Origin of the sequence: Agriterribacter sp., from assembly GCF_035497235.1 — a bacterium.
GTDB lineage: Bacteria > Bacteroidota > Bacteroidia > Chitinophagales > Chitinophagaceae > Agriterribacter.
Window position 1 is genome coordinate 202,479 of the sequence record NZ_DATJEB010000006.1, and the last position, 25,333, is coordinate 227,811.

Here is a 25,333-nt window from a genome sequence, read left to right on the forward strand (position 1 = left end):
AGCCCAGATCAGAATGGACGCCCTGAAACTTGAAACCTGCACTCCCCATGCATCCCCCTTTAAAACATATCGTATCTGGGCAAACCTTATGGTTATGCGCGGAGCGCTGCATTTATTGGGAAGCGCAGCGATCGCTGATATTGGCCGATTTACATATAGGAAAAACGGGGCATTTTCGCAAGGCGGGTATTGGCGTACCCCAAACGGTTTTTAAGGACGATATGCAGCGCCTGGTTAGCACAATTCAGTTTTTTAAGCCGGAACAACTGATCATTGTTGGCGATATGTTTCACAGCGAAAGCAATAAGGAGCTGGAGTTATTCAGCAGGTGGCGGAAAGATTTTTCTTCTCTTTCCATTCAGCTTATTAAAGGCAATCACGATATTTTGCAGGATCAGTGGTATAAAGCCACGGCTATTGACTTACACACGGATGCGCTTGCCACGGAGCATTTTATTTTTCGTCACAACTATAGTATATCACCGGGGGAAAGTAGTGATAAATATTTTTTCTCCGGGCATATTCACCCGGGGGTTTATATTAAAGGAATGGCCAGGCAGTCTTTAAGATTACCCTGTTTTCATTTTACTGCCCATTACTGTACCCTTCCTGCTTTCAGCCGGTTTACCGGGCTGGCAACGGTAGTACCCGAAAAGCAGGATAAGGTTTTTGCCATAGTAAACGACAGGGTGATGTTGATCTGAGGATTGAAAGTTGGCTCTTTCAATTTTACCTGGCTATCACCAGTTTTTTTGTTTGCCTGTTGTTTCCGTTCGATACTTCTATAAAATATAAACCAGCCGTCAGGTCTGCTACATTTACTTGTGCCTGTTTTGTGGTGCCGGTATACTGTATCGTTTTTACAGCAGCGCCGTGGGCGTTGTATATTTTAACCTGTGTTATACTGCTAGCGGATGGAGATGATGTACCAGCCTTAGCGGCCATGCCTGTTTGTCCATCTGCGGTAATAGTAATAATGTCCTGTGCCGGATTGGGTGCGATGATGTAAAAATTATCGCAGGGGGCAGTTCCTATATTGGTATTGGTTTTGCCTGAAGTGCCACAGGAAGTTACTACTTCAACGCCAACAGTTACACTGGTGTAGCAATCACCATTGTAGGGTAATGAAGTGTTGGGGTTGGTAGTAGATTTTATATAAACATTATTGACATACCACTTATAAGAGGTAGCCCCTGTTACCGGATCTGCACCGACAATTATTTTCAGAGGATTGTCCCAGTCTCCATAAACTGCAGCGGTAGGTTGAGGTCCAACCGTCACAGGTAGTGAAGGAAACCCCGTACCGCAGGCAGCAAGGGAGACTAATACTTTAATGGTAGCGTTGCCACTATATGTGCCATTGCGGGTTGCCGTAACCGAATTACCGGATCCGGAGAAAGTAACACTGCCGGCAGGCAAAGCCGTCCAGGTATAAGTAGCGCCTGCAATAGCCTGCACTGAATATGTTGCGCTGGTACAAAGAGCAGCAGTACCGGTTATGGACAGGGAATTACAAAAGACAGAGCAGTTGGCAACAGGATTGGTATTGTTTAATTCGGCAGCTACCCAGTCTCCATTCCTTCTCAATATGGAAATATGCTCTTCATTATTGGCACTGCCGTCACTAAAAGCGGTGATGAAGTTTTGAAAGGGTGTGTTTTTGGGGGCGGAGGGTGGAGTTGCACCCACATAACTGGTAAGGTAATCGGCTTTAGCAAGGCTTACATTACCACCTCCTATATCTAAGGCGCTGGGTGTAGGTATAAAGCAAAAATTTGGCTGCTGCTGTACTGTGGCATTGAATTTAATGAGATCATTCGAAATTGGACTGCTGCTTAGATCAAACGCTTTGCTAACATCGTAATACCCTCCAGGGAAATTATCATAAGGAAGTGTGGAGGATGACGAGGTGAAACTTCGGTTGGTAAGCACTGCCGTTACATTTATCAGCCCCAATACTTTTTTGGTATAGGTAACCTTGCCTTTATATACCTGGTTACTGCTGCCATCGGCCTTTGATTTTACTTCCATCTCAAAACTCATGCTGGTATTCCCGGGCAGGGTAAGCCCCAGCCCCATGGCAGGCTGGTTAAGCGTAAGACTAACAGCCGGCATTACCACATCGGCCGCCAGGTCGCCCCAAAACGAAGCCTTGCCCTTACCGTTGTAAGACAATAGCACTGAGCCCGCGGCAAAAGGCTGGGAGGTAGCACACTCACTGCCATTGCTTACCGCCACCCTGCGGAACGCGATGCCCGATACGCCCTGTGGATAACCTTTATTTTTGAGCTCTGTTTGCCAGGCATTGTGTAGGCTGTTGTCTATAAGATTAATATCGTTTATATAATTAACCAGCATTTGCCGGGCGGCAGGTTCATTGGAAAGACTAAGCGCATGAAAGGGGCTCTGCCTGCCCCTGAAGAACTGGATAGTTTCTACGGGGCCAGCCAAAGGCGCCGCTTTAACGTAAAGATCCCTGGTATGGCGGGCAAGGTGTTGGTAGCCCTGCGGCACATTGGCGCCCTGGTGGGGTGCATCGTAGCTGATGAACAGGCGCGTTTGGTGGTTTTGCCCCTTGTCTTCCATATCTTTTAAGGTCCAGCGGGCAATTACGCCGCCCATGCTTTGACCCAGCACCACGTTGGGCTGAACAACCCCGCCTACCGCGACTTTGTTATTGTTTACCCAGCGGATCACCTCTTCCAGCAAAAGTGCATTGCGCTGCATGTAGTCGGTGCCGTTACTCCAGTTTACATATACAATATCGTATTGCTGGGTGGAGCCCCCCAAAAGTGCTGCCAAATTTGCACTCAGGATAATATCTCGTGCCTCATCCAAAAAGCCTGTATTAATATTAGTTTCGCCAAATCGTTTTTCAGGAGATGTGATATGTCCCGGGTCAAAGCCTTCTGCTACAATCAAGGGACGGCGGAGTCCTAAAGTAATATTAGAGTAGCGAATGCTTATAATACCACTCGCAGCTTTGCCTAGATAAGTTTCTGAAGCTGTTATTTGAACCGTGGCTGACTGAGCCAGGCTCTCTAATGATATAAATACTGTGCATAAGCACATTAGAAAGTATTTTATATTTAGCATGGTATAATTTCTTTTATGAGTGAATTAAAATACTACCGCGTGAAGGGCATATCAAACCTCCCATCAGTAATTTTTACTGTATCTCCATTAGTTTTAACAACAGTGAACCAGAAGGTGCCCGAAACAATATGATTAATTTCATCAAACTTTTTAACCAATAATTCTCCTGTATTGATTTCAGATGTATTATAATTTTGGATTGTGTCCAGCGGGCTAGCAGCAAAACTGTAGCTACCATATGCATTACCTCTTCCTACATTGATGAGCTTGTAAGTTTTGTTAGCTTCCAATTGCAGGCTGTCGAAACCAATCGCAATTTTTGTAAACCCCTCTCTATTCTCTTCCCTTCTTCCTCCGGCATAAAATACATAGCCATTTTCGGCAGCGTATATATACTGGTAAAAACAGGTTTTGATTGAACCCAATCCTGAACCCCGAGGTACAAATAATTCTCCATTCACATAACAGCCAAAAGTGTTTTTCCCTTCCTGCGTTTCGGGCGGCAGTTCCTCTTTTCTGCACCTGGAAGCAGTAAGCATCAAAAAAAGACTCAGTGGTAATAAGATATTCAACAGCTTTTTCATGGTGAATGCATTTGAGGGTTATTTATTAATTCAAAAGGTATCTTCGCGGGTTCCATAATATGCCCGGGATCGAAACCTTCTGTAACGATCAATGGTCTTGTTAATACCGCGTTTACAGGATTAGCAAATTTTATTGTAACCCGACCTTTAGCATATACGCCAAGATATGCTTCAGAAGCTGTAATTACCTGTGAGGGATATGTTTGTTATGCTACCACGGCAAAGGGCAGCAGCATAATGCAACTATAAATTAAAGAAAATAGCTTCTTCATAAATATAAGTTTATTGATTAATCATCTTGTGTATTTCATATCAAACCGTCCATCGGTAATTTTTGCTGTATCACCCAACGAGTTTACGGCGGTAAACCAGAAAGTACCTGCTGCTATATGATTGATCTCGTCAAATTTATTTATCACAATTTGACCAAGTACTTCATCATTAGTATAAAACCTATGTATCCCATCTGCTCCCTGCTCACCTGAATATTGAGCACCTCCTTCAACTCCTCGTATTCCATGTTTAAGTTGTATTATCAATCCTTCCGATATTTTCATACTATCTATATTAATTGCGATATTTTTCGGAACATTTCCGCTTTTATCGCTTGCAGATATTTGAAAGACATATCCGTTTTCAGAAGGGTATATAAGCTGGTAATAACAGATTTTTATTGGTCCTAATCCTCCACCCCGGGGTACAAACAATTCTCCGTTTACATAACACCCGAAAGTATTCTTTCCTTCCTGCGTTTCGGGCGGCAGCTCGTCTTTTTTGCATTTGGAGGCTGTGAACATCCAAAAAAGGGTAAGTGGCAATAAGATATGCAACAGCTTTTTCATTTTAAATCATTTTAAATTTACCTGAAACCTTACTTTAAGATCAGGTGCCAGGATTATAAAATCCTATCCACACTTTTGAATGGGCATACAGATAAGTGCCGTCAGTCAGCTTAAGCCGGTATATCCATTCTTTACTTCCGGTGGTGGAGTAGCTTACACTCAACGCAGTGCCCGGCGTAAGCGTTCGGTAGCCCAATCCATCGTTTACATTGATATTAATATTGCTAACGGAACTGCCGCTGTTGGTAAGCCAAAGATTGGCAGGCAGCAGTATGCTGAAGCTTAAACTGTCGTACTGCAATACAGAAGGAGAAATAACAAATGCCTTTTCCGTTTGATATGGGTTTTGCCACACGCTGCTCACATATTTATCATATAACTGTCCGCTGGAAACAGTAATGTAATTACCGGCGGCATTATCTTTAAAACGGGCGTACTGGAAAAACAACCCTGCCAGGGTTATGCGTCCAGGCTGCCGGTAGCCGGCCCACCGGTTATTGATAGAATCCGTTTTTACAAAACCCGTGGCACTGCTGTGTATCCGTCCGGTTAAAAGTGTATAATAGACCTCATAAAAAGCACCCAAATCGGTAGCATTGCTATCGGCTAAAACCGCAGTACCGTTAAACTGAGCCAGGCTGGTAAATTCCATAGCATAATCCTTTAAGATACCATAAGGGACCTTGCTTTTGTGTGCATTAGCAAAAATGTAATTCATCTGTGCGCTGAAACTGGTATCGGTTTCGGTTTGCGCTTGTATATTAGTAAACAGAAGTGCAAAAAAGAAGCTTGCTGATAGCAATACAGATTTCCTGAGAGATAAAGGGAAGTGTTTCTTCATGGCAGAAAATTTGGTGTAAAACAATACTCAAAAATTACTGAATAACTATAGCAAAAAAACTTTTGCACTATAATTATTTTAAAACATGCTTTTAATAAGTAAAAACACCATACAGTGATATATGATTTCATTTATAGCAGGGTATTGAAACAGAGCTGCTGAAGAATAAAAGAGGTTTTTAGAATGAAATGGTTAGCGAACGCTGTTGTATAAAAAATAAAGCCGGTTGATGTACAACCGGCAATATCTTTGATGGATGGAAATTCCTGTTTTACAGCAGGAATTTTTGGCGAAGAATTAAACAACCTGGTGTTTTTTTGAATACTGAATTTGTTTTACCTGTTTGCTTAGTGTTATTGCTATTTGCTTGTTGATGTAAAGATGCTTCAGTAACGCCGGTTATGAAAGCTTATTCGGCAGCGGCTGCCATTTCTTCGATTTTCGACTGCTTTTTTCCGATAAGCCTAACTGTTATTGAAGGCTATAGGCTGCTACACTGTTTTTAAAGAAGGTAGGTACATACACTGTTTTGCTTACAGGATCATAGCCAATATCTGCGGAATTGATCTTTTGCTCCCTCGTATCTAACAGATGGTCTTTTTTACCATTGGCATATACATACCATACAGAGCCGGCCCAGCACGATACAATAAAATCGCCATTGCCCACGGCTTCAATACCGTCTGTTCCGCCTTCCATGCCATCGGCAATTAATGTTAATGCACCTGTCTTTTCGTGCTTATACAATCCGCCGGAATTGGTTAAATACAAATCAGATCCAACCGCCAGCACGCCGTTAGGTCCCTGCAGGTTGTCTATCACCACAGTTGCTTTTCCTTTTACAATGCGGTGTATTTTTTTGGTTTGCGAATCCGAAACATAAATCGCGCCTTTTGCGTCAATACTAATATCGTTTAAACCTTTTGCCCCATCTACAGCAATCTTTTGTACTATTTTTCCTTTGGCAATATCAATAACCGCAACCTCATCTACATCGGCTACATATAATTTGCCTGCATGAATGCCCATGCCTTTGGGGGCGTTTAAACCGGTAACCCATTCCGATGCAATGATCTTGCCGTCAAGTCCTACTTTTCCAATGGAGCCTTTGCCATCTTTTTCCCAGGGTTGCCCGTCAATATTGGCGGTATACAATATTTTTTTGGCTGCGTTGTACCGTACAGATTCCGGTACTTTTAGAAGGGCATCGGTTTCCCATATTTTTACGAGCTTATGCTCCTGCGACTGTGCTGTGCCGTACAGCAGGATAAAACTGAAAAGAACGGCGCATAATAAAGAAGGTTTCATGTTCAGAATGGTTTATAGTTTATGAATGCGTTTTAATATCAAAGTGAAAGGTATGCAGAACCTTTGCCAAATATAAAAAATAAAGCATTATACTTTCGTCAATTCATTATTCACTGTTCGCCATATCCCCAATGGATTGCCATCTTTCAGTTCATCGGGCAGCAGGCTGTTCGGCCAGTTTTGAAAGCACAACGGCCGGGCAAAACGTTTAATGCCATCGGCGCCAACCGAGGTAAACCGTGCATCGGTTGTTGCCGGAAAGGGTCCGCCATGCTGCATGCTCAGGCATACTTCCACGCCGGTTGGCACGCCGTTTATAATAATCCTGCCGCAACTGTTCTTAACCGTTTCCATCAATACCCTATTATTGCGCATATCCGTTTCCGTTGCTATCAGGGTGGTTGTTAACTGTCCTTCCATACGCTTTGCCACGGCAATCATTTCATCCATGTCTTTACATCTTATTACAAGCGAGTAGGGACCAAATACCTCCTGGTGGAGTACGGGATTGTTTAAAAAAGCCTGTCCTGTTGCCGAAGCAATGGTAGGGATACCCTGGTTGTCTTCCGGCGGTTGTTGCGCTATGGCAACCGTGTTTACCTGGTCCTGCATCAATGCCCTGGAGCGGTTGGCGGCAAAGGCTTTTGCTATGCCGGGGTGCAGCATGGTGGAAGGGGGCACTTGCTCTATTTCGCGGCCCAATGCGGTTATAAATTTTTGAAGATCAGCATTATCAATACCGATGATCAGCCCGGGGTTGGTACAAAACTGCCCGGTGCTGAGGGTAATGGAGCCCGCATATAGTTTGGCCTGTTCAATGGGCGACTGACTGAGCTTTTCGGGAAGCAGGTATACAGGGTTGGTGCTGCCCATTTCTGCAAAAACAGGTATAGGTTCTTTGCGCTGGGCTGCCCAGTCAAACAGGGCTTTACCACCTGTATAGGAGCCTGTAAAGCCTACCGCTTTGGTATGAGTATGCATTACCAGGCTCTTCCCAACTTCAAATCCGGCGCCATATACATGGGCGAATATGCCATCGGGCATTTTACTTTGCCGGGCTGCTTTTATAATAACTTCAGCCACCATTCCGGATGTTTGGGCATGTGCCGGATGGGCTTTTACAATAACCGGGCAACCGGCAGCCAACGCACAGGCTGTGTCGCCACCGGCAGTGGAATAAGCAAAGGGAAAATTACTGGCGCCAAATACAACTACGGGGCCTAAGGGTACCAGTAGCTTCCTCAAATCTGGCTTTGGGGGGGTGCGCTCCGGAATTGCGGTATCAATGCGTACCTCCAGCCAGTTGCCCTGTTCGCAGGCACCGGCATAGTTGTTGAGCTGGAATATTGTTCTTGTTAATTCATTTTTTAGCCGGGCTTCCGGAAGGTTAGTTTCTTGCATTGCTGCAGCAACAACCGATGCGCTTATTGACCCCAGTTCGGTGGCAATGGTGCGTATAAAACCGGCTCTTTGCCTTAGTGAACATGTTCTGTACACCTCAAATGCAGCCCATGATTGCTCCATTACCCTGTTGATCTCCACTTCGGTAGCGTCTTTAAATGTGTGCATAGTGATAATAAGTATTAGGTGAGACGGATAAAAACTTCCACCCCAAATTTCGGCAATCTTTAATGATTATCCCCAATATCTAAATGCTGTATCTTCGCCGCCATGGAAAAAAGTGCAAAGAAACCGGTTGTAATGAGCGGCATCCGCCCAACGGGCATACTGCATCTGGGTAGTTATTTTGGCGCCTTACAGAACTATGTGCGTATGCAGGATGCGTATGAATGTTATTTTATGGTAGCCGATCTGCATTCGCTTACCACGCATCCGGATACCAAAAGTTTAAGATCAAATGTGCTGCATGTAATATCGGAATACTTAGCCTGCGGACTTGATCCGGATAAAGCAGCATTGTATTGCCAGAGCGCTGTGCATGAAACTGCTGAACTCTATCTGTATCTCAATACGCTGGCCTATAAAGGAGAGCTGGAAAAAACAACCACCTTTAAAGATAAGGCCCGTTCGCAACCGCAGAATGTCAATGCGGCATTACTTACCTATCCTTCTTTAATGGCTGCCGATATATTGCTGCACCGTGCCTTGTACGTGCCTGTTGGTAAAGACCAGGAACAGCACCTGGAGATGGCGAGAAATTTCGCCAGCCGGTTCAATCATCGTTACGGAGAAACTTTTCCCGAACCGCTTGCCTTTAATTTTGGAGCAGCCTTAGTGAAAGTACCCGCACTTGATGGCACGGGTAAAATGAGCAAAAGTGAAAATCAGAACGCTACTTTATATCTTTCTGATGATGATGAACTCATCCGGAAAAAAATAATGAAGGCAAAAACAGATGAAGGTCCCAAAGCGCCACATTCCCCTAAACCAGACTATATTGAAAATATATTTCAGCTCATAGAGCTCGTTAGCGCTCCCGCGGTGTACAGGAAATTTGAATCGGATTATAATGCCTGTACCATTCGCTACGGTGATTTAAAAAAGCAATTGGCGGAAGATATGGTACAGTTCATTACACCCATACGTGAAAAAGCAAAAGCCATCCGCGGTAATGAAACCTATCTGAAGGAAGTGATGGAGAAAGGCGCTGCCAAAGCAGGAGATAGCGCCAAAAGAACAATGCAGCAGGTGCGGGAAGCTATTGGGATAAAATATTTTTAAGAAAAACACAATGCGGGAGGTTCAATGCACCTAAAATTATATATCTTGAATACGCACGTATATCTGCTATCCCTCATTTCAAACTTTGAACATAATTGTAATGGCGAAAACTAGAAAACCCAAACATATTGCTGTAGCAGGAAATATAGGAGCCGGAAAAACCACCCTCACAGAAATGCTGAGCAAGCATTACCGCTGGATACCCCAGTTTGAAGATGTAGACCACAATCCTTATCTCTATGATTTTTATGAAGATATGCCCCGCTGGAGCTTTAACCTCCAGATTTATTTTTTAAACAACAGGCTGAGCCAGTTACTGGAAATACAAAAAGGCGATGAAACGGTTATACAGGACAGAACCATTTATGAAGACGCCCATATTTTTGCGCCTAACCTCCACGAAATGGGGTTAATGAGCAAAAGAGACTTTGAAAACTACTTCCGTTTTTTTGAAACGCTGAAAACCATGGTTAATCCTCCCGATCTGCTCATTTATTTACAGGCATCGGTACCTACACTGGTGGGGCAAATACAAAAGCGGGGAAGAGAATACGAGGAAAATATACGGCTGGATTACCTGAAGCGCCTGAATGAATTTTATAATAAATGGATTGACGGTTATAAGGAAGGCGCATTACTGGTAATTGATGTTGATAAGAACAAGTTTCCCGAAAACGAAGAGCACCTCGGAGAGATCATACATAAAATTGATACGCAGTTGTACGGGTTGTTTTGACCTCACCCCCGCCCGACTGAACATCGTTCGGGCGGGCTCTTTCCTTCTCCGCACTGTGTAGAGGGACGGTGCTGTGGAATAATACCAAACAATATGATTCTTCCATTTCAACTTTGAATAAAGGTGAACAATACTGCAACACACGACTGATTGCAGGAATCCGAAGCCGTGAAATGTTTGAACCGCAGAGACATAGCGGCACACAGAAGCACACAGAGGAATGCATGATCTGCACATTATGATTTTCGGCATACCAACAGCATCCCAATCTTTCTTTGCCTGCCGTTCGGCAGTTCAGGCAGGAGTACCGGCACCGGCGGACGTCCGGTCAGGCGGGCGTGAAACAATCGGAAGGGAATACAAAGCACCAAATGCCAAATGACAGGAACCAAATAATATTCAAATCGCAAAGGTGGAATCCGAAGCAAAATGTAACCACAAACCATAAACTTCAAATAAAAATCCGAAGGCGGAATTTCGAAATTAGAGGAAGGCTGTTGGCTATAAGCAATCAGATTCTATGGGGGTACAAAGAAGGAATAGGCATCCTATCGTTAGAAATAACTCCCCTGATAGCTGATGCCTGATTGCTGATACCTCTCCTAATCCGGTAAATAAAAAGGAACGCTATAGGTGTACAGGTAGTCTATACGGCGGTTATGCGAAACAGCGGGTTCCCATTCCTTAACCGACTTTAACAGCCTCACCACTTCATCCTGCAATAAGGTATTGGCCTCATTGGTAAAGTTGATATTCGTGAGCTTTCCTTCTTTGGTAATAAGAAATTCAAAAGCTACATCTCCTTCAATGCCTTTCTTTAAAGCATCTTTAGGGTATAGTAAATTTTCTATAATGAATGCTTCAAAATCGTAAGCGCTTTGGGGACAGGGCTTTTTTTCTATCCTGCAATTGCTGCCTGCCGCGTTACCAGCCGTATCGTAGCAGGTAAGGTCCTGTAATTTGTTATGACTGTACACCTCAATGGTTGCCGGTTTGCCATTAGGATGGTACCAGCGCCATTCACCGTCAGGTTCACTGTTAATGTAAACGCCTTCAGATTCGGGATTGCCGTTTGTATACCATGTTTTCCATAAGCCCGTGCGAAATTGCTGTTCTATTACACCGGAGTCGCTCATTTGCCCGTTGATATGCCAACTCGTGAAAATACTGTCTGCCACATTGTTGTTAAAATAAGTTAACGCCCTGCGGTTCCCGTTTGCATAATAAATGCTGTACAGCCCCTGCTTTAATTTTAATTTTTTGTCTGCAAAAAAGCCATGCATTAACACGTTGCCGTTGCTGTAAAATGCAAATGCTTCCCAGCTATTATCATGTGCTGTCATTTTTCCGGGGTATACACTTTGCTTTTTGCCGGTGAGCGAAAGTTGTTCGTCAAAATGGCAAATTATGGTATCCTGGGCGTGGCCGTAACAAAAAGATAAAATCAGCAATGAAAGCAGGCAACTCTTCATGTTGTAAAAATATGTAAAATGGGAAGATTAAACATACTCCGGAAAACGAAGATCCGAATACGGAGCGGTAGAAATCATTTGAACTAATAGCTGCTATTTTATTTTCTTCAGCAGGCAACCTTTGATCTTTTAATTACGAACTGTATACTATTCAGCGCTACTCCTTATTTGGAATGATAAGTCATCCTTTCATTTTTAAAACCTGATTTGTATATGTTGTACACAAAACGGGCTTCTAACCTTTTTGTTAGGAAGCGGATAAGCTGTGCCGGTATGGTTTTGATTGCATGTATATTGTTATCTGTTTCCTGCAGTAAAAGCAGCGAACCCACGCCGCCAGCCGAAAAAAAGCCCACTGTTCAGCTTGCTACCAGTGCTGCTTTAGGTGCTTACCTTGCAGATACCTTAGGTAATACACTCTATTATTTTTCCAATGATTTTAACGGGCAGTCCAATTGCGCAGGCGGATGTCTTGCCCTTTGGCCGATATACTATGCAGGTGATAACCTTGCACAGGTCAGTTTGGTAGCTGGACTTGATATTGCAGATTTTGGAACTATAACAACACCCGCAGGAAAACAAACTACGTATAAAACCTGGCCCTTATACTATTACGCTCCTGTGCAAGGTGGCTATAATGTACGTGAAGCCGCAGGGGAAACAAAAGGAGAAGCCTTTGGCAATATATGGTTTGTAGCCAAGCCCGATTATAGCATTATGCTGGTAAACGCGCAGCTTACAGGCAACGATGGTAAAACGTATAAAAGCGATTATACGGAAGGTACAGGAAAGACCCTGTACTTTTCAGACCCTAAGGGCGTTACCCTGTATGGCTTTTCAAAAGACAGCTTTAATGTAAATAAATTTACCCATGCCGACTTTTCCAATAACGGGGTATGGCCTATTTATGAAACCGATAAGGTAGTCGTTCCTTCCATATTAGATAAAACGTTGTTTACCGCTATAGATATATTCGGTAAAAAGCAGCTTACCTATAAAGGATGGCCACTTTATTATTTTGGCTCGGATAATATGCAAAGAGGATTAAACAAAGGGGTGAGCGTACCCACGCCAGGTATTTGGCCGGTGATGGTGAAAGATACCCCGGAGGCTCCAAAACCCTGATAGCAATAGCCAGATACAAGGGCTGTTAACCTTTACAAAAGAAGTGAGCATGATAAAGGTTGGCAGTTCTTGGTGTTTTTATTATGCAGGGATACTTTTAAGCAACGCCAGTACTTTTTCATCTACCCTTCCAAAAAAGGAAATGCCTGCAGCGCCATTGGTTAATGCATACTGAATGCCCTGCTTCAGTTCATCCCCGCTTTTAAAATCGGGAAGAAATAACCCGGCATACAGCGGAAAGCGACCATGCAGTCCGTTAACCCCTTCTGCCACGGCATCGCCTATCCAGCTCACATTTTCCCTGTAAAAGCCATGGTATATCATCGGGCAAATGCCGTCTAAGTTCCAGTTCAGCCAGTCCTGCCGCACAATACGTTTGGCTACTTCCGGTGTGGGAAAAACCGCCGCGGTAATCTTTTTTTTATGCCTGTGCGCAACGGCAGATAAGCGGTTAACCACAGCCGTTATATTATCGTACCTGAATTTTCGCCACGACAGGCTCTGGTCGGGGTATTGTATATCCAGCGGATCTGTGCCGTGCAATGTTTTGAAATTATTCCGGCATACATCGCAATAACAAAAATCATATTCCGGCAGTTCCCTGTTTTGTTCAATGCCATATTTGCTCCACAGGTTAACAGGCAGTATCACATCGCAGTAACGGATGTAATCCAAATGGATACCATCCACATAGTCTTTTTCCAGCGTGCTTTTTACCTGCTCTTCTAAGTAATGCCTGACCTCTGCTCTTGACGGACAAAGCCAGCGGTAATAATTTACATAAGGTGGTTTATCGGCACAGGAATCGCCGTTCCGGTTTTGGGCATACCATTCCGGGTGGGCTTGCAATAATTCTTTTTCTCCCCTGTTCATGATCCACATCCACCGGTGGGCTTCTAATTTTTTACTTTTAGCAATGCGGTAATGTTTTTCGCTGTCTGCTTCAAAAAAAATACCCCTTATACCCGCGTCATGGTATGCGGCATACAGGCTTTGCAGGTCTTCTTCCTTATCTGCCGGGCTGGGGTTGATCCATACCCAATGTTTACGTTTTACTTTTCGGTTGCCTGCTGTTGGTGCTTCGGCGGCATAGGGCTTCAGAGGCAATGAAAGGGTGGCTGCACCTGCTACCAGTGCCGATTGTATGAATTTTCGTTTATTCATGATCGTTACTTTAAGGGAGTTATCTTGCCATGCTGATCAATTTGCCAGCCTGCTTTTTGGCTATCGCAAATAATGGCGGCGGTAAATTGCATGTTGGCCAGCGTTAATTGCAAGGTACATTCATTTCCGGTTACGGTGGTAATCTTTGCAGGTAATTCAAGTTCCGCAAGGTTAGCGGCATATTTACCATTGCTCCTGAAGTATTGCTGCTGTTTGTAATAAATCAGCCAGGCGTATTTTTTTAGTTTTTCCTGTTCAGATAAAACAAAGTCATCCTTTTCTTTTTTTAGCTCCTGCCCTGCAAACCGGAGGTAACCCCATCTTTCGGGATAGTGCATATTAATAACACCCTGGGGCGACCATACCCAGTTATGTTCCGGGAAGGGCTTGCCGGTAGCGGCGTTAATCTTTTTCTTATATTTTCCGTCAACAATCTCGGTATCCCATTGCACCCTTGAAAAATTGATGCGCCACAAAGCGTTTTTTTTCGGATCAGGAGGCGCAGTATTCTTTTGGAGCGCGGCAAACGGGATAGCCATCTCCACTGTCCATTTTCTGTCTGTATCACGCGGGTTATTAAGCGTTCCGTTAATATGTACTGCAGATTTTAATCCCCTGGCATTCCAGTGGGTAGATAAATGTCCTCCGTTGCGGTAGGGCCGTGAAAGAAAAAGGTCAAAGATGGTATTGAAGGCATTAACCTCTATTTCAAAATAATCATGGGTATCGCCATCGGGATCAATAAATACTTCAAAATCATTATCGTGGTATATGATCTGGTCGTGCCGGGTTAAGGTTGCCCATATATGCGGCTCTTCCATTTCCGCGGCAATATACAAACAGGCCGTATCCCATAGCATTTTAAAACGGGTGCGGTGCGCAGCGCGGGGTTTTGCGCGTCCTTCAATATCCGTAAAATTGGCCGACCAGGGTGCTTTTTCCCAGGTGCTTTCATCCATCTTCCCATCAATATGCAGGCTGTCTTTAATTTGATATGCGGTATAATGAAGCGGTGGTGTAAAAAGATGCGCATAGCCTTTAAAGATATCCTGGGCTGTACTTTGAGTGGAAATAAAGCAGGATATTAATAAAATAAGGAGTAATTTTTTTTTCAGGTCTGACATTTTATAAAAGCCTTGATTTTCCCGAAAGATACGTTCCCGGAGCCTCAAGGATAAAAAAAATGCATTCCTTTTACAGAATGCAGTCAAAACTATATTATTAAACCACTTATGGTTTACGCAAGCGCGTTTACCCTTTTGGCTAATTTACTTTTAAGATTAGCGGCTTTATTTTTATGTATAATGCCACGTTTGGCCAGCTTATCTATCATGCCTTCTACGGAGGGGATAGCTTCTTTCGCTTCCTTTTTACCGGTAATTACTTTCAGGTCGCGTATGGCATTACGGGTGGTTTTACCATTATACCGGTTCCTGTCCCTGCGTTTTGCGGCCTGGCGCATATCCTTTTTCGTAGCTTTATGATTAGCCATTTTTAAAAAATTTTGGACGGCAAAGGTAGGCGGATATACAATCAAATCCAAATTTTATATATCAAATCCGCAATTTAGCAAGATTCCGCCTCCATTTTTATTTTTTTTGAAACAACGGAAAAAGAATGATGCCGCCGCCGCGTTATATCAAATCTTAAAATTCCGGAATAGGTGTATAACTGCCTGCTTTTGATCGTTGTTTAAGCGCTCATATCATCAAAATCACGTAGGTTTGTGTCTGTTTTCAAAAGATAGCCTCATGAAAGATTTTTCATATATAACCAGTTCTGATCCCACCTATATAGAGAATTTATATAATGATTTTGTAAAGAATCCTGAAAGTGTGGATCCCGATTTCAAAAAGTTTTTTGAAGGGTTCGATTTTGCTATTGCCAACAATAAAGGCGGTGTAAATGGAAACGCCGGTACTGAAGCGGCAGATAAGCTTTCTGCTCCTTATACTACCACCGATGGTGTAAACTGGAAAAAGGAGCTGGGTGCTTACCGCCTTATCCTGGGTTACCGCAACAAGGGGCATCTTATTGCCGACACCAATCCTATACGTAAACGAAAAGACAGGGGTGCTAATCTTAATCTTGGCTTCTTTGGATTTAGCGAAGAAGACATGGATAAAAACTTCTTTGCAGGTAATCTTATTGGGCTGGGTACTACTTCTTTACGAAAAATATTGGAGCATTTGCAAGCCTGTTATGCAGGGCATGTGGGTATAGAATTTAAATATATTAGTGATCAGAAAAAAGTAGACTGGCTGACTACTGAAATGGAAAGAAATTTTATTCGGCCGTTTTCTCTCGAACAAAAAGAAAGAATATTAGAGAAAATTAACCAGGCAGTGCTGTTTGAGAAATTCCTTCACACCAAATATATAGGCCAAAAAAGATTTTCATTAGAAGGGGGCGAAACAACTATCCCGGCTTTAGACGCAATTATTAATAAGGCCGCTGAGTTTGATGTGCAGGAAGTGGTGATAGGAATGGCCCACCGCGGCCGGCTGAACGTTTTGGCGAATATAATGGGCAAAACCTATGAGCAGATATTTAGTGAGTTTGAAGGAACCGGTAAGGTGGATCAAACCATGGGTAGTGGCGATGTGAAATACCACCTTGGATTTGGGAGTGAAGTAAAAACCCCCGATGGTAAGCTGATGTATTTAAAGCTTATGCCCAATCCCTCGCACTTGGAAGCCGTAGACCCGGTGGTAGTTGGCTTTGCCAGGGGAAGAGCCAATATTTTGCATGGCGAAGAATATGAAAAAGTATTACCTATTCTCATCCATGGCGATGCTTCAATTGCAGGACAGGGTATAGTGTATGAAGTTTTACAAATGTGCAAATTAGAGGGGTACTATACCGGGGGTACTATTCATTTTGTGATTAATAACCAGATAGGATTTACTACCGACTTTGATGACGCACGCAGCTCGGATTATTGTACTTCACTGGCCGCTATGGTGCAGGCGCCTGTATTACATGTAAATGGCGATGATCCGGAGGCCGTGGTAAAATGCGCCGAAATGGCGGCCCGCTACCGCAAAGCATTTCAATCGGATGTATTTATAGATATGGTGTGCTACCGCAAGCACGGGCATAATGAAGGCGATGACCCTAAATTTACCCAACCTACCCTCTACGCCTTAATTGACAAACATCCCAACCCCAGGGAAGTATATGTGAAATATCTGCTGGAGCATGGAGAGCCCGAAGCGCAGGAACTGGCGAAAGGCATGGAAAAAAAGTTTTGGGGCGATTTACAGGATCGCTTAGATGAAGTGAAACAGAACCCATTACCTTACACCTACCAGCAGCCCGATAAATGGTGGAAGCAATTGCGGAAAGCTACGGATGCGGATTTTGAACAGTCGCCGGTTACTGCCATCAGCCCGGAACATTTTACTACCATCTTTGATGCGATGATGAAATGGCCGGATAATTTTACACCGCTTCACAAAGTGGAAAAAATAATCAACGAAAAAATCAAATTATTTAATAGTGAAAAAAAATTAGACTGGGCTACGGGTGAACTGCTGGCTTATGGCAGTATACTAATTGATGGCAAAGATGTGCGTATGAGCGGACAGGACATTTGCAGGGGTACCTTCTCGCATCGGCATGCCGTTTTGCAGGATGAAAAAACAGATGAGCCTTACAACCGGCTTAGCGCCATCCCCGGGGCTAAGGGAAAATACAGGATATTTAATTCCTTTTTAAGTGAATACGGTGTACTGGGTTTTGAATACGGCTTCGGACTGGCTAATCCAAACGCGCTGGTGGTATGGGAAGCGCAGTTCGGCGATTTTTGTAATGTGGCGCAACCCATGATTGACCAGTTTATTTCATCGGGTGAAGAAAAATGGAACCGGATGAATAGCATAACCATGTTATTGCCTCATGGATATGAAGGACAGGGCCCGGAACATAGTTCGGGCAGGATGGAAAGATTTTTACAAATGTGCGCTGAATTGAATATGGTTGTTACCAATATTACTACAGCTTCTAATTTCTTTCATGCTTTGCGCAGACAGGTAGCATGGCCTTTCCGCAAACCATTGATCAATTTTTCTCCTAAAGCCAACCTGCGGCATGCGGGCAGTTATTCTGCAGTTGAGGAATTTACCAGCGGAAGGTTCAGGGAAATTATGGATGACACTTTTACGGACAATGCTGCGGAGGTAAAGAAAGTTATTTTTTGTTCGGGGAAAATATATTTTGATCTTGCCGCAAAGCAGCAAAAAGACAGCAGGAAAGATGTAGCGCTGATAAGGATAGAACAATTATACCCCCTCCCTTACAAACAATTATCGGCTTTATATAGTAAGTACAATAAAGCGATATGGTATTGGGTACAGGAAGAGCCGCTGAATATGGGGGCAGCTTCCTTCCTGCAAATGAATTTGAATACCGGTTTAAGGCAATTGGGATTGCCTGAAATGAATTACGGTGTAATCAGCAGGGAAAGCAGTGCTTCTCCTGCAACGGGATTTTCCAAGATACATGCGCAGGAGCAGTTGGAAATTATTGAAACCGCATTTTCCATTTAACTTTATACCAGGATAAATCAGCATAAACTGAAAAAACATGATTGATATCAAGGTTCCGGCAGTAGGAGAATCTATAAGCGAAGTTACTTTGTTAAAATGGGTAAAGCCCGATGGCGCGTATGTGGAAAGAGATGAAGTGATTGCAGAGCTGGAAAGCGAAAAAGCTACATTTGAAGTAAATGCTGAAAAAGCAGGGGTATTAAAAACCAGGGCCAATGAAGGTGATACCATCGCTATTGGTTCGGTATTGGCTACTATCGACGAACAGGCCGCTAAGCCGGCCGATACGGCAGTTGCTGCCGCACCGGCAAATAAAGAATCGGGCGAAAAAGCGGCTCCGGCGGTTATAGCGGTGCCTGTTAAAGAAGAAGCTAAAGCGGCGGGAAAGGGAAAAATAGAAGTGAAAGTGCCTGTGGTTGGAGAGTCTATAAGTGAGGTTACTTTATTGAAGTGGACAAAAAGCAATGGAGACCTGGTAAGACGTGATGAAGTGATTGCCGAACTGGAAAGCGAAAAAGCTACTTTTGAACTCAATGCGGAAGAGGCGGGCAAACTGGCTACATCGGTAAAAGAAGGTGATACCATTAAAATAGGCGATGTTATAGCTGTAATTGATACGGATATCGCGGTGCCTGCCGAACAGGAACCGGCGCCGGCTGCTGCTGAAAAAAAGCCTGTAGCGCATGTTGCCGTTAGTCAACCTGTAGCCACACCTGCTTCCGGTGTAAAAACCACGCCCGTGGCGGCTGCTATTATAGCCGATAAAAAAATTGATCCTAAAACCATAACAGCCAGCGGAACAGCGGGCAGAATAGTAAAAGGCGATGTGCTGGCCGCTTTGGCTAATCCGGGTAAAAAAGCTTTTGAAGGTCAGGAACTGTTTACCCGTAATGTGCGCAGCCAAAAAATGACCAGTCTGCGTAAAACGATCAGCAGGCGGCTGGTGGAATCAAAAAATACCACTGCTATGCTTACCACTTTTAATGAAGTGGACATGACGCGCATTATGGAGGTCCGTAAAACATATAAGGATAAGTTTAAAGAAATACACGGGGTGGGATTAGGGTTTATGAGCTTTTTTGCAAAAGCATGCGCTATCGCGCTGGCAGATTGGCCCGCGGTGAATGCCAATTTAGACGGGGAGGAACTGGTATACCATGATTACGCAGATATCAGCATTGCCGTGAGCACGCCACGCGGACTAACCGTTCCGGTTATACGAAATGTTGAAAGCCTGGGCATGGCCGATATAGAAAAGAAAGTGATAGAACTGGCCGGCAAAGCCCGTGATAATAAGTTAACCATGGATGAGTTACAGGGCGGAACGTTTACCATTACCAATGGCGGCGTATTTGGTTCGCTGATGAGTACGCCTATTATCAATTTGCCGCAGGCAGCCATACTGGGCATGCATAAAATACAGGAGCGCCCTATGGCCATAAACGGGCAGGTGGTAATAAAGCCCATGATGTATATTGCCCTGAGCTATGATCATCGCATTATTGACGGAAGAGAGTCGGTGAGTTTTTTGGTTCGCGTAAAAGAACTGCTGGAGAACCCGGAAATGCTGTTGTTCGGAAAAGACCCGGTTAAAGCACTTTTAGAAGTATAATCTCATTAAAACACGTTGATCTTTATAAGATCGAATGGGTTCCTGCGGTTGCAAAAGTTTTTGGATGCGGTATGGAGCGGCGCAGGATAGTAGTGTTTCCGGTTTGCTGCATACTGTTAAAAATACATTTTGCACTATGAAATATAAGTTACTGGCAGGATTGTGCTGGTATTTGTATGGATCAGTTCGTGCCAGAAAGAAGTTCCTGCGGAACCCGAACCTCCTGTTACGGATCCGGTTGATACCATTCCCTATCCGGAAAACGGTGGGCTTTTAAAACGGCTTGTAGTACAATATGAAGGGGAGCAGGATTCGACTGTAAGCACTTTTAAATATGACAGTAGTAATAGAATCATTGAGGCTTATTCGGTAAACGAAGGGCAATCTGATCCGGATGATGAATTCCATAGTTTGCTGGAGCAATTTAGCAGGAATGAGGAAGGTGTTATTGAAAAAATTAAGGTGGTTACTTATTTATATTATACCCCGGGGGTACCCCAGCTTCACTGGGATGGAGAATTTACTGTTCATTATAATAAAGCCACCTCGCAATACGAATACTCAATAACTACCGGAACAGGGGAAATGTCTCCTATCCATGATAGCCTGGCATATAAATATAGAATGGATGGTTTGATAAATACCGTGGAAGTATATCATTTTGTGGCCAATGATACACCGCATCTGGGCGATAAATTTGAGTACATTTATAGTGCCGATAAAAACATTAAGGTTGCAAGTGCCACAGCAGTTCGCAATTATCCTAATAGGGAAGATTGGTTTAAGAATGAGCTGCAGTATGACGATAAAATAAACCCGATGAATTTCGGACAGGAAATGTTATTAACAGGAGATATTTTGTTTTCTTACCCTACCCCTAACAATATAATTAAATGTGCCGATTTCATTAATAAAGAGGATGTTGAGACCATACAATACACGTATAATAGTTTTAATAAGCCTGCAACGGCTTTATCACAGGAAGAAGCGGGGCAAAAAATGACAATGAAATATTACTATCTTAAATAAACAGGCTGCCCGTAATTAAAAAAAATTGGCAAAGAAAAATAAGGTGGGTAATGTTGTTTCACTTCTTCAAACAAGCTAAATTGTATTGATTTTTATCTTCTAAAACACATATTCCTTTATATGAACCTTAAACCCTTGCTAATTCTGCTAACAGGCGCCCTGCTGGTTATTTCCTGCCGCAAAGAAGAATCTTTTGAAAAAAAGAAAGCTGAGGATGACAATAAAGGCCCGCTGCTGGTTAAAACAACAATGCAATCATCTGGTGCATCTTATTTAGTGACAGTAACTTTTAAGTATGATGCCAAAAAAAGATTGCTGAACGTAAAAAACGATTATGAAGGAACCGTAAATGAGCCCTACGCAGAACAGGAATCTTCGTTCATTCGGAATGACAAAGGAATGATAAAGACAATAACTGACATTTGGAATGTATATGATGAAGGTAATAACCTTATATTAAGAGACAGCATTGCATTGAATCTGAATTTTACAGCAGAAGGGAAATACACGTATGGCATCAGAACTTTTTTGGATACGGATAACAAAAAGATAAGAGATAGTATTGCTTATGAATATAATAGCAAAGGAAGAATAAGCCGGGTGAAGATATTCCGCAAAACAGGTGACAATACTGAATACAAGGATTTCCAAAATACGGGGTATACTTACGATGAAAAGGAAAATATTACAACTATGACCGTTCGGTTTTTTGAAAACGACCCGGATCCTCAACAAGTGATCAACTTCCAGTACAATGACAAGCTTGCTCCAATGAATTTTAAGGATGAAGCGCTTTTGAACGGTTTTTTAATGGACGGACTTAATACACCCCATTGCCTTACAGGTATAAGCGATATTACAGAGCCGGATAACACCTGGAATATGAGCTATGAATACAATGATTTTAATAAGCCTGCAAAAGGAGTATACAGCAATGATGTAACGCAGGAAAAAGTTAATCTTACTTATTTTTATCAAAAGTGAATCATTTTGTAATAAATGATTCACTTTTGCAGTGTGAGCAGATATTATTCTTACCTCAACACATCCGCCGGTATCATAAGGCGTTACAATGGTGACCAGCCTCTTGCTGCATTCCTCAAAAGCTTTTTTGCTGCAAATAAAAAATACGGATCAAAAGACAGGAAGCAGATCAGTCATTTGTGCTATTGCTATTACCGCACGGGAAAAATGTTCAGGGTGCATTTACCTTCAGTGGGAAAGTTCAAATTGTCACCGGTTGGTGTCCCCACCAACCGGGGCGGTCCGCCGTGGGCGGTGTCTTCACCGCCCACAGTAACGAAAACCATGGGGCAATCTGAAATGCGTCCAATACATGCGTCCAATATATCCGCGGACAACGATACCTTACATGCCCATATATTGGCCGGGTTATTTTTATGCAGTTCAGAACCTAATGAAATGCTGCAGCAGTTAAAGCCGGCGTGGAATGAAAAGGTGCATCTTTCTATAGAAGAGAAATGTGAAGTATTAAATAAAAATTTTAATACCGAGAGTACCTCACAACTCACCATTCACCCTTCACCCTTCACCACCCACTGCTCACCACTCTTTGTATTTCCATGGCAATCAGAACTGAGCGGGGGAATAGATCATTCTCTTTTTTGCCATTCTTTTTTTGTGCAGCCCGACTTGTTTATCCGTATCCGGCCCGGGTATAAAGCAACAGTGCAGCAAAAGTTAGATGCGGGTAAAATACAGTACAGGCTCATCAATGAAAATTGTATTGCTTTTAGCAACACCACAAAGCTGGATGCAGTGATTGAAGCAGACAGGGAAGCTGTGATACAGGATTACAGCTCGCAGCAGGTAGCTGCCTTTTTGAAACCATTGCAGGGAGACAAAAAGCCGGAGGTGTGGGACTGCTGCGCGGCCAGCGGCGGTAAATCCATACTGGCAATAGATACGCTGAAAAACATCAATATAACGGTATCGGATATACGTAAATCCATACTTGTCAACCTGGGGAAACGTTTTACCGCCGCCGGTATAGAATCGTACGCTGCCAAAGTAATTGATCTTACTACTCACCATTCACCATTCACTACTCACCATTCACTTTTTGATCTTATTATATGCGATGCGCCCTGCTCCGGCAGCGGCACCTGGGGGCGAACGCCTGAGCAGTTATATTTTTGGAAGGAAGAAGAGGTATTGCATTATACTGCACTTCAAAAAAAGATACTTACTAATATTATTCCCTTTATAAAGCCTGGGGGTTACCTGTTGTATATTACCTGTTCGGTTTTTAAGGAAGAAAATGAAGCAACGGTAAATGAAATAGAAGCGGAATTTAATCTTCAATTATTGAAGATGGAAGTGCTGAAGGGATATGATAGAAAGGCAGATACCATGTTTGCCGCACTGTTAACCTTGCCTAAATAAATCTCAAATTCGAAGAAGAAAATCCGAAATCCGAAAAAAGCACCAAGAACCAAATCACAAAAACAAATAAATCTCGAAGGCAAAAATCCGAAGAAATTATCAGATTAGCTATGAGCTATGAGCAGAAAGGAGGAGTATTCATTCTATCATTAGCAGTTACTCGCCTGATAGCTGATACCTTTCTACTTCATCAACCGCACGATACGATTATTTTTTCCATCGGAACAACTGAGCCAGTAAACGCCCTGCGGCAGGTGAGCCAGGCTGTTGAATGCTATAAACTGAACCACGCCGGTTTGTGTATCTGCTGTTTTTGCCAGTACTTTTTTGCCGGCGGCATCGTATAAAGAAAAAGAGGTTTTGCCATTTACCTTTGGTTTAAGCAGTATGGTAAAAGCGTTTGTGAAAGGAACAGGGTAAGCTTTCAGCCAGTCGTTGTTCAAAATACGGTCAGCATTTTGCAATTGTCTTTTCTTCTCCAATATCCCATATGCTACACGCATATTAGGGATACCGTATCCCACGCGGTCATCAGGGTTATTATATTTATCCGCACTTCTTTGTACAGCATCGAAGATGGTTGCATTGCTGAACTCCGGGAATGCCTGCCACAGGCATGTAATTAAACCTGCCAGGTTGGGATTGGCTACCGAAGTGCCACTGGCACTGGCAGGATTACCATCTGTACCTGCAATTACGGTTCCCCAGCCCACAGAAGCTACATTGGGTTTTATTCTTCCATCGTACGAAGGTCCGTAGCTTGAAAAGCCAGCTACCTGTTTACCGGCATTTACAGCGCCAATGGCAAGCACATGTTCGCCATCAGCAGGGGCTATAAGGTAATGCCAGCTATCGGTGCCGGAATTACCTGCACTGTTGGTAACAAATATTCCTTTCTTTGCTGCCATTTCCGCGCCTTTTGTAATAATAGTAGACGCGCCATTCATATCGGCATAGCTATGGTTTAAGGAAGGATTGGTAAAAGTATTGTATCCCAAAGAAGATGTAATAAGATCAACGCCCAGGCTATCGGCCCTTTCGGCTGCGGCTACCCAGTTTTGTTCTTCCACCGGGTATTCGGTAGCCACATCTTCTGTGCGAAACAGGTAAAATTTTGCTTTGGGCGCTGTGCCCACCAACAGTCCCGGCCGGTTTGCCGCTATGGTTGAAAAGCAAACCATTCCATGTGTATGCTCTTCTGTTACACTGGGCTTATTGGCCACAAAATCCCAGGTGCCCAATACCTGGTTATTCAGCCGCACGCTGTCGAACGCGGGATTGGTATCGTAATGATAAAAGCCCGCATCCAAAATGGCAATGGTCATGCCTTCACCCCGGAAACCTTTGTTGTGTAAGAATTCGCCTTCATGAATATTTATCTGCGCATACATATTGCCGTAACTGTAATAATCGTTGCCACCCTGTACCATCTGGCTTCTTTTTACAGGAAAAATCATTTCGCTGAATTTATCTGCTTCATCCTTTTTCCTGCCGGAGGTTCTGGCGGCAATGCCTGCAACCGACTGCACAAAAGAAAAACCGTTTATGTTTTGTAATGCAGCCGGATCGGTGGTTTGTATTAATACCTGGTTCAGCCATTTGGAAACATTCAGTATGCTTAGGGTTCCGGCATTGCGTATACTGTTGAGGTAAGCGGGATTAACAGGAAGGTCGGAACTGTCAATAGCAATTTGCTGCCTTGTTCTTCTTTCGATGGCTTTAAGTGATAAATATTGCGAGGGATTGCTGAGTGAATAAGGATTGTTGTTCTTGTTTTTTAAAACAATAATATACCTTGAAGATTGTGCATGCATATTGTTTAGAACAAATGCCAGGAAAAAAATCAATAAAGGCGCTATTGTTTTCATAGAAACAGGCGTGCTATG

Annotated in this window: 20 protein-coding genes; 9 read left to right on the forward strand and 11 right to left on the reverse strand. The window is 43.3% G+C overall.

What is annotated here, in order from left to right; translation table 11 throughout:
• Window positions 1–47 precede the first annotated feature (47 nt).
• Window positions 48–704: a ligase-associated DNA damage response endonuclease PdeM gene (gene pdeM, locus VL121_RS01755; RefSeq protein WP_325401517.1), complete on the forward strand. Its 657-nt coding sequence runs from the start codon at window positions 48–50 to the stop codon at window positions 702–704.
• A 25-nt stretch (window positions 705–729) separates the two neighbouring features.
• Here pdeM and VL121_RS01760 read toward each other — a convergent pair whose 3' ends face one another.
• The 6 genes from VL121_RS01760 to VL121_RS01785 all read right to left on the reverse strand — a co-directional run bounded on the left by VL121_RS01760 (window position 730) and on the right by VL121_RS01785 (window position 8,240).
• A complete protein-coding gene (locus VL121_RS01760) occupies window positions 730–3,072 on the reverse strand; it encodes a T9SS type A sorting domain-containing protein (protein WP_325401519.1) in 2,343 nt (780 codons plus the stop codon).
• 56 nt (window positions 3,073–3,128) lie between these two features.
• Window positions 3,129–3,680 carry a Riean_0653 family protein gene (locus tag VL121_RS01765; protein ID WP_325401520.1) on the reverse strand — a complete coding sequence of 184 codons (552 nt, stop codon included), beginning with the start codon at window positions 3,678–3,680 and terminating at the stop codon, window positions 3,129–3,131.
• A gap of 293 nt (window positions 3,681–3,973) precedes the next feature.
• Window positions 3,974–4,522, reverse strand: a complete 549-nt coding sequence (locus VL121_RS01770) for a Riean_0653 family protein (protein ID WP_325401522.1) — start codon at window positions 4,520–4,522, stop codon at window positions 3,974–3,976.
• A gap of 40 nt (window positions 4,523–4,562) precedes the next feature.
• Entirely contained in the window at window positions 4,563–5,363 is an 801-nt protein-coding gene (locus tag VL121_RS01775; protein ID WP_325401524.1) for a hypothetical protein, read from the reverse strand.
• A 471-nt stretch (window positions 5,364–5,834) separates the two neighbouring features.
• Window positions 5,835–6,671: an SMP-30/gluconolactonase/LRE family protein gene (locus VL121_RS01780; protein WP_325401526.1), complete on the reverse strand. Its 837-nt coding sequence runs from the start codon at window positions 6,669–6,671 to the stop codon at window positions 5,835–5,837.
• 87 nt (window positions 6,672–6,758) lie between these two features.
• Window positions 6,759–8,240 (reverse strand): aldehyde dehydrogenase (NADP(+)), encoded by a 1,482-nt coding sequence (locus VL121_RS01785; RefSeq protein ID WP_325401528.1) that lies wholly within the window; start codon window positions 8,238–8,240, stop codon window positions 6,759–6,761.
• Between the two features lie 102 nt (window positions 8,241–8,342).
• On the opposite strand from VL121_RS01785, the gene trpS reads away from it, so the two are divergent.
• Together trpS and VL121_RS01795 are read left to right on the forward strand one after the other, a co-directional pair.
• A complete protein-coding gene (gene trpS / locus VL121_RS01790) occupies window positions 8,343–9,353 on the forward strand; it encodes a tryptophan--tRNA ligase (protein ID WP_325401530.1) in 1,011 nt (336 codons plus the stop codon).
• A 100-nt stretch (window positions 9,354–9,453) separates the two neighbouring features.
• Complete coding sequence (locus tag VL121_RS01795; protein ID WP_325401532.1) at window positions 9,454–10,089, forward strand: deoxynucleoside kinase; 636 nt, start codon at window positions 9,454–9,456, stop codon at window positions 10,087–10,089.
• Between the two features lie 602 nt (window positions 10,090–10,691).
• On the opposite strand, the gene VL121_RS01800 is transcribed toward VL121_RS01795, so the two are convergent.
• On the reverse strand, window positions 10,692–11,561 hold the full coding sequence (locus tag VL121_RS01800; protein WP_325401534.1) for an energy transducer TonB: 870 nt from the start codon (window positions 11,559–11,561) through the stop codon (window positions 10,692–10,694).
• Between the two features lie 213 nt (window positions 11,562–11,774).
• Between VL121_RS01800 and VL121_RS01805 the strand changes: the two genes are divergently transcribed.
• On the forward strand, window positions 11,775–12,686 hold the full coding sequence (locus tag VL121_RS01805) for a hypothetical protein (protein ID WP_325401536.1): 912 nt from the start codon (window positions 11,775–11,777) through the stop codon (window positions 12,684–12,686).
• 81 nt (window positions 12,687–12,767) lie between these two features.
• Here the strand turns inward: VL121_RS01805 and VL121_RS01810 are convergent, their stop codons facing one another.
• From VL121_RS01810 to rpsT, 3 genes are all read right to left on the reverse strand, one after another.
• Window positions 12,768–13,850 (reverse strand): family 10 glycosylhydrolase, encoded by a 1,083-nt coding sequence (locus VL121_RS01810; protein WP_325401538.1) that lies wholly within the window; start codon window positions 13,848–13,850, stop codon window positions 12,768–12,770.
• 5 nt (window positions 13,851–13,855) lie between these two features.
• The gene (locus tag VL121_RS01815) at window positions 13,856–14,974 is read right to left on the reverse strand and encodes a carbohydrate-binding family 9-like protein (RefSeq protein WP_325401540.1); all 1,119 of its coding nucleotides are present in this window, start codon (window positions 14,972–14,974) and stop codon (window positions 13,856–13,858) included.
• Between the two features lie 113 nt (window positions 14,975–15,087).
• A complete protein-coding gene (gene rpsT, locus VL121_RS01820) occupies window positions 15,088–15,342 on the reverse strand; it encodes a 30S ribosomal protein S20 (protein ID WP_325401542.1) in 255 nt (84 codons plus the stop codon).
• A gap of 259 nt (window positions 15,343–15,601) precedes the next feature.
• On the opposite strand from rpsT, the gene VL121_RS01825 reads away from it, so the two are divergent.
• The 5 genes from VL121_RS01825 to VL121_RS01845 all read left to right on the forward strand — a co-directional run bounded on the left by VL121_RS01825 (window position 15,602) and on the right by VL121_RS01845 (window position 23,447).
• Complete coding sequence (locus VL121_RS01825; protein WP_325401544.1) at window positions 15,602–18,400, forward strand: 2-oxoglutarate dehydrogenase E1 component; 2,799 nt, start codon at window positions 15,602–15,604, stop codon at window positions 18,398–18,400.
• A 37-nt stretch (window positions 18,401–18,437) separates the two neighbouring features.
• Complete coding sequence (odhB, locus tag VL121_RS01830; RefSeq protein ID WP_325401546.1) at window positions 18,438–20,012, forward strand: 2-oxoglutarate dehydrogenase complex dihydrolipoyllysine-residue succinyltransferase; 1,575 nt, start codon at window positions 18,438–18,440, stop codon at window positions 20,010–20,012.
• A 162-nt stretch (window positions 20,013–20,174) separates the two neighbouring features.
• Window positions 20,175–21,041: a hypothetical protein gene (locus VL121_RS01835; protein ID WP_325401548.1), complete on the forward strand. Its 867-nt coding sequence runs from the start codon at window positions 20,175–20,177 to the stop codon at window positions 21,039–21,041.
• Between the two features lie 120 nt (window positions 21,042–21,161).
• On the forward strand, window positions 21,162–22,025 hold the full coding sequence (locus VL121_RS01840; protein WP_325401550.1) for a hypothetical protein: 864 nt from the start codon (window positions 21,162–21,164) through the stop codon (window positions 22,023–22,025).
• Window positions 22,026–22,058: 33 nt separating this feature from the next.
• Complete coding sequence (locus VL121_RS01845) at window positions 22,059–23,447, forward strand: RsmB/NOP family class I SAM-dependent RNA methyltransferase (protein ID WP_325401552.1); 1,389 nt, start codon at window positions 22,059–22,061, stop codon at window positions 23,445–23,447.
• Window positions 23,448–23,629: 182 nt separating this feature from the next.
• Here the strand turns inward: VL121_RS01845 and VL121_RS01850 are convergent, their stop codons facing one another.
• Entirely contained in the window at window positions 23,630–25,315 is a 1,686-nt protein-coding gene (locus VL121_RS01850) for a S8 family serine peptidase (RefSeq protein ID WP_325401554.1), read from the reverse strand.
• Window positions 25,316–25,333 lie beyond the last annotated feature (18 nt).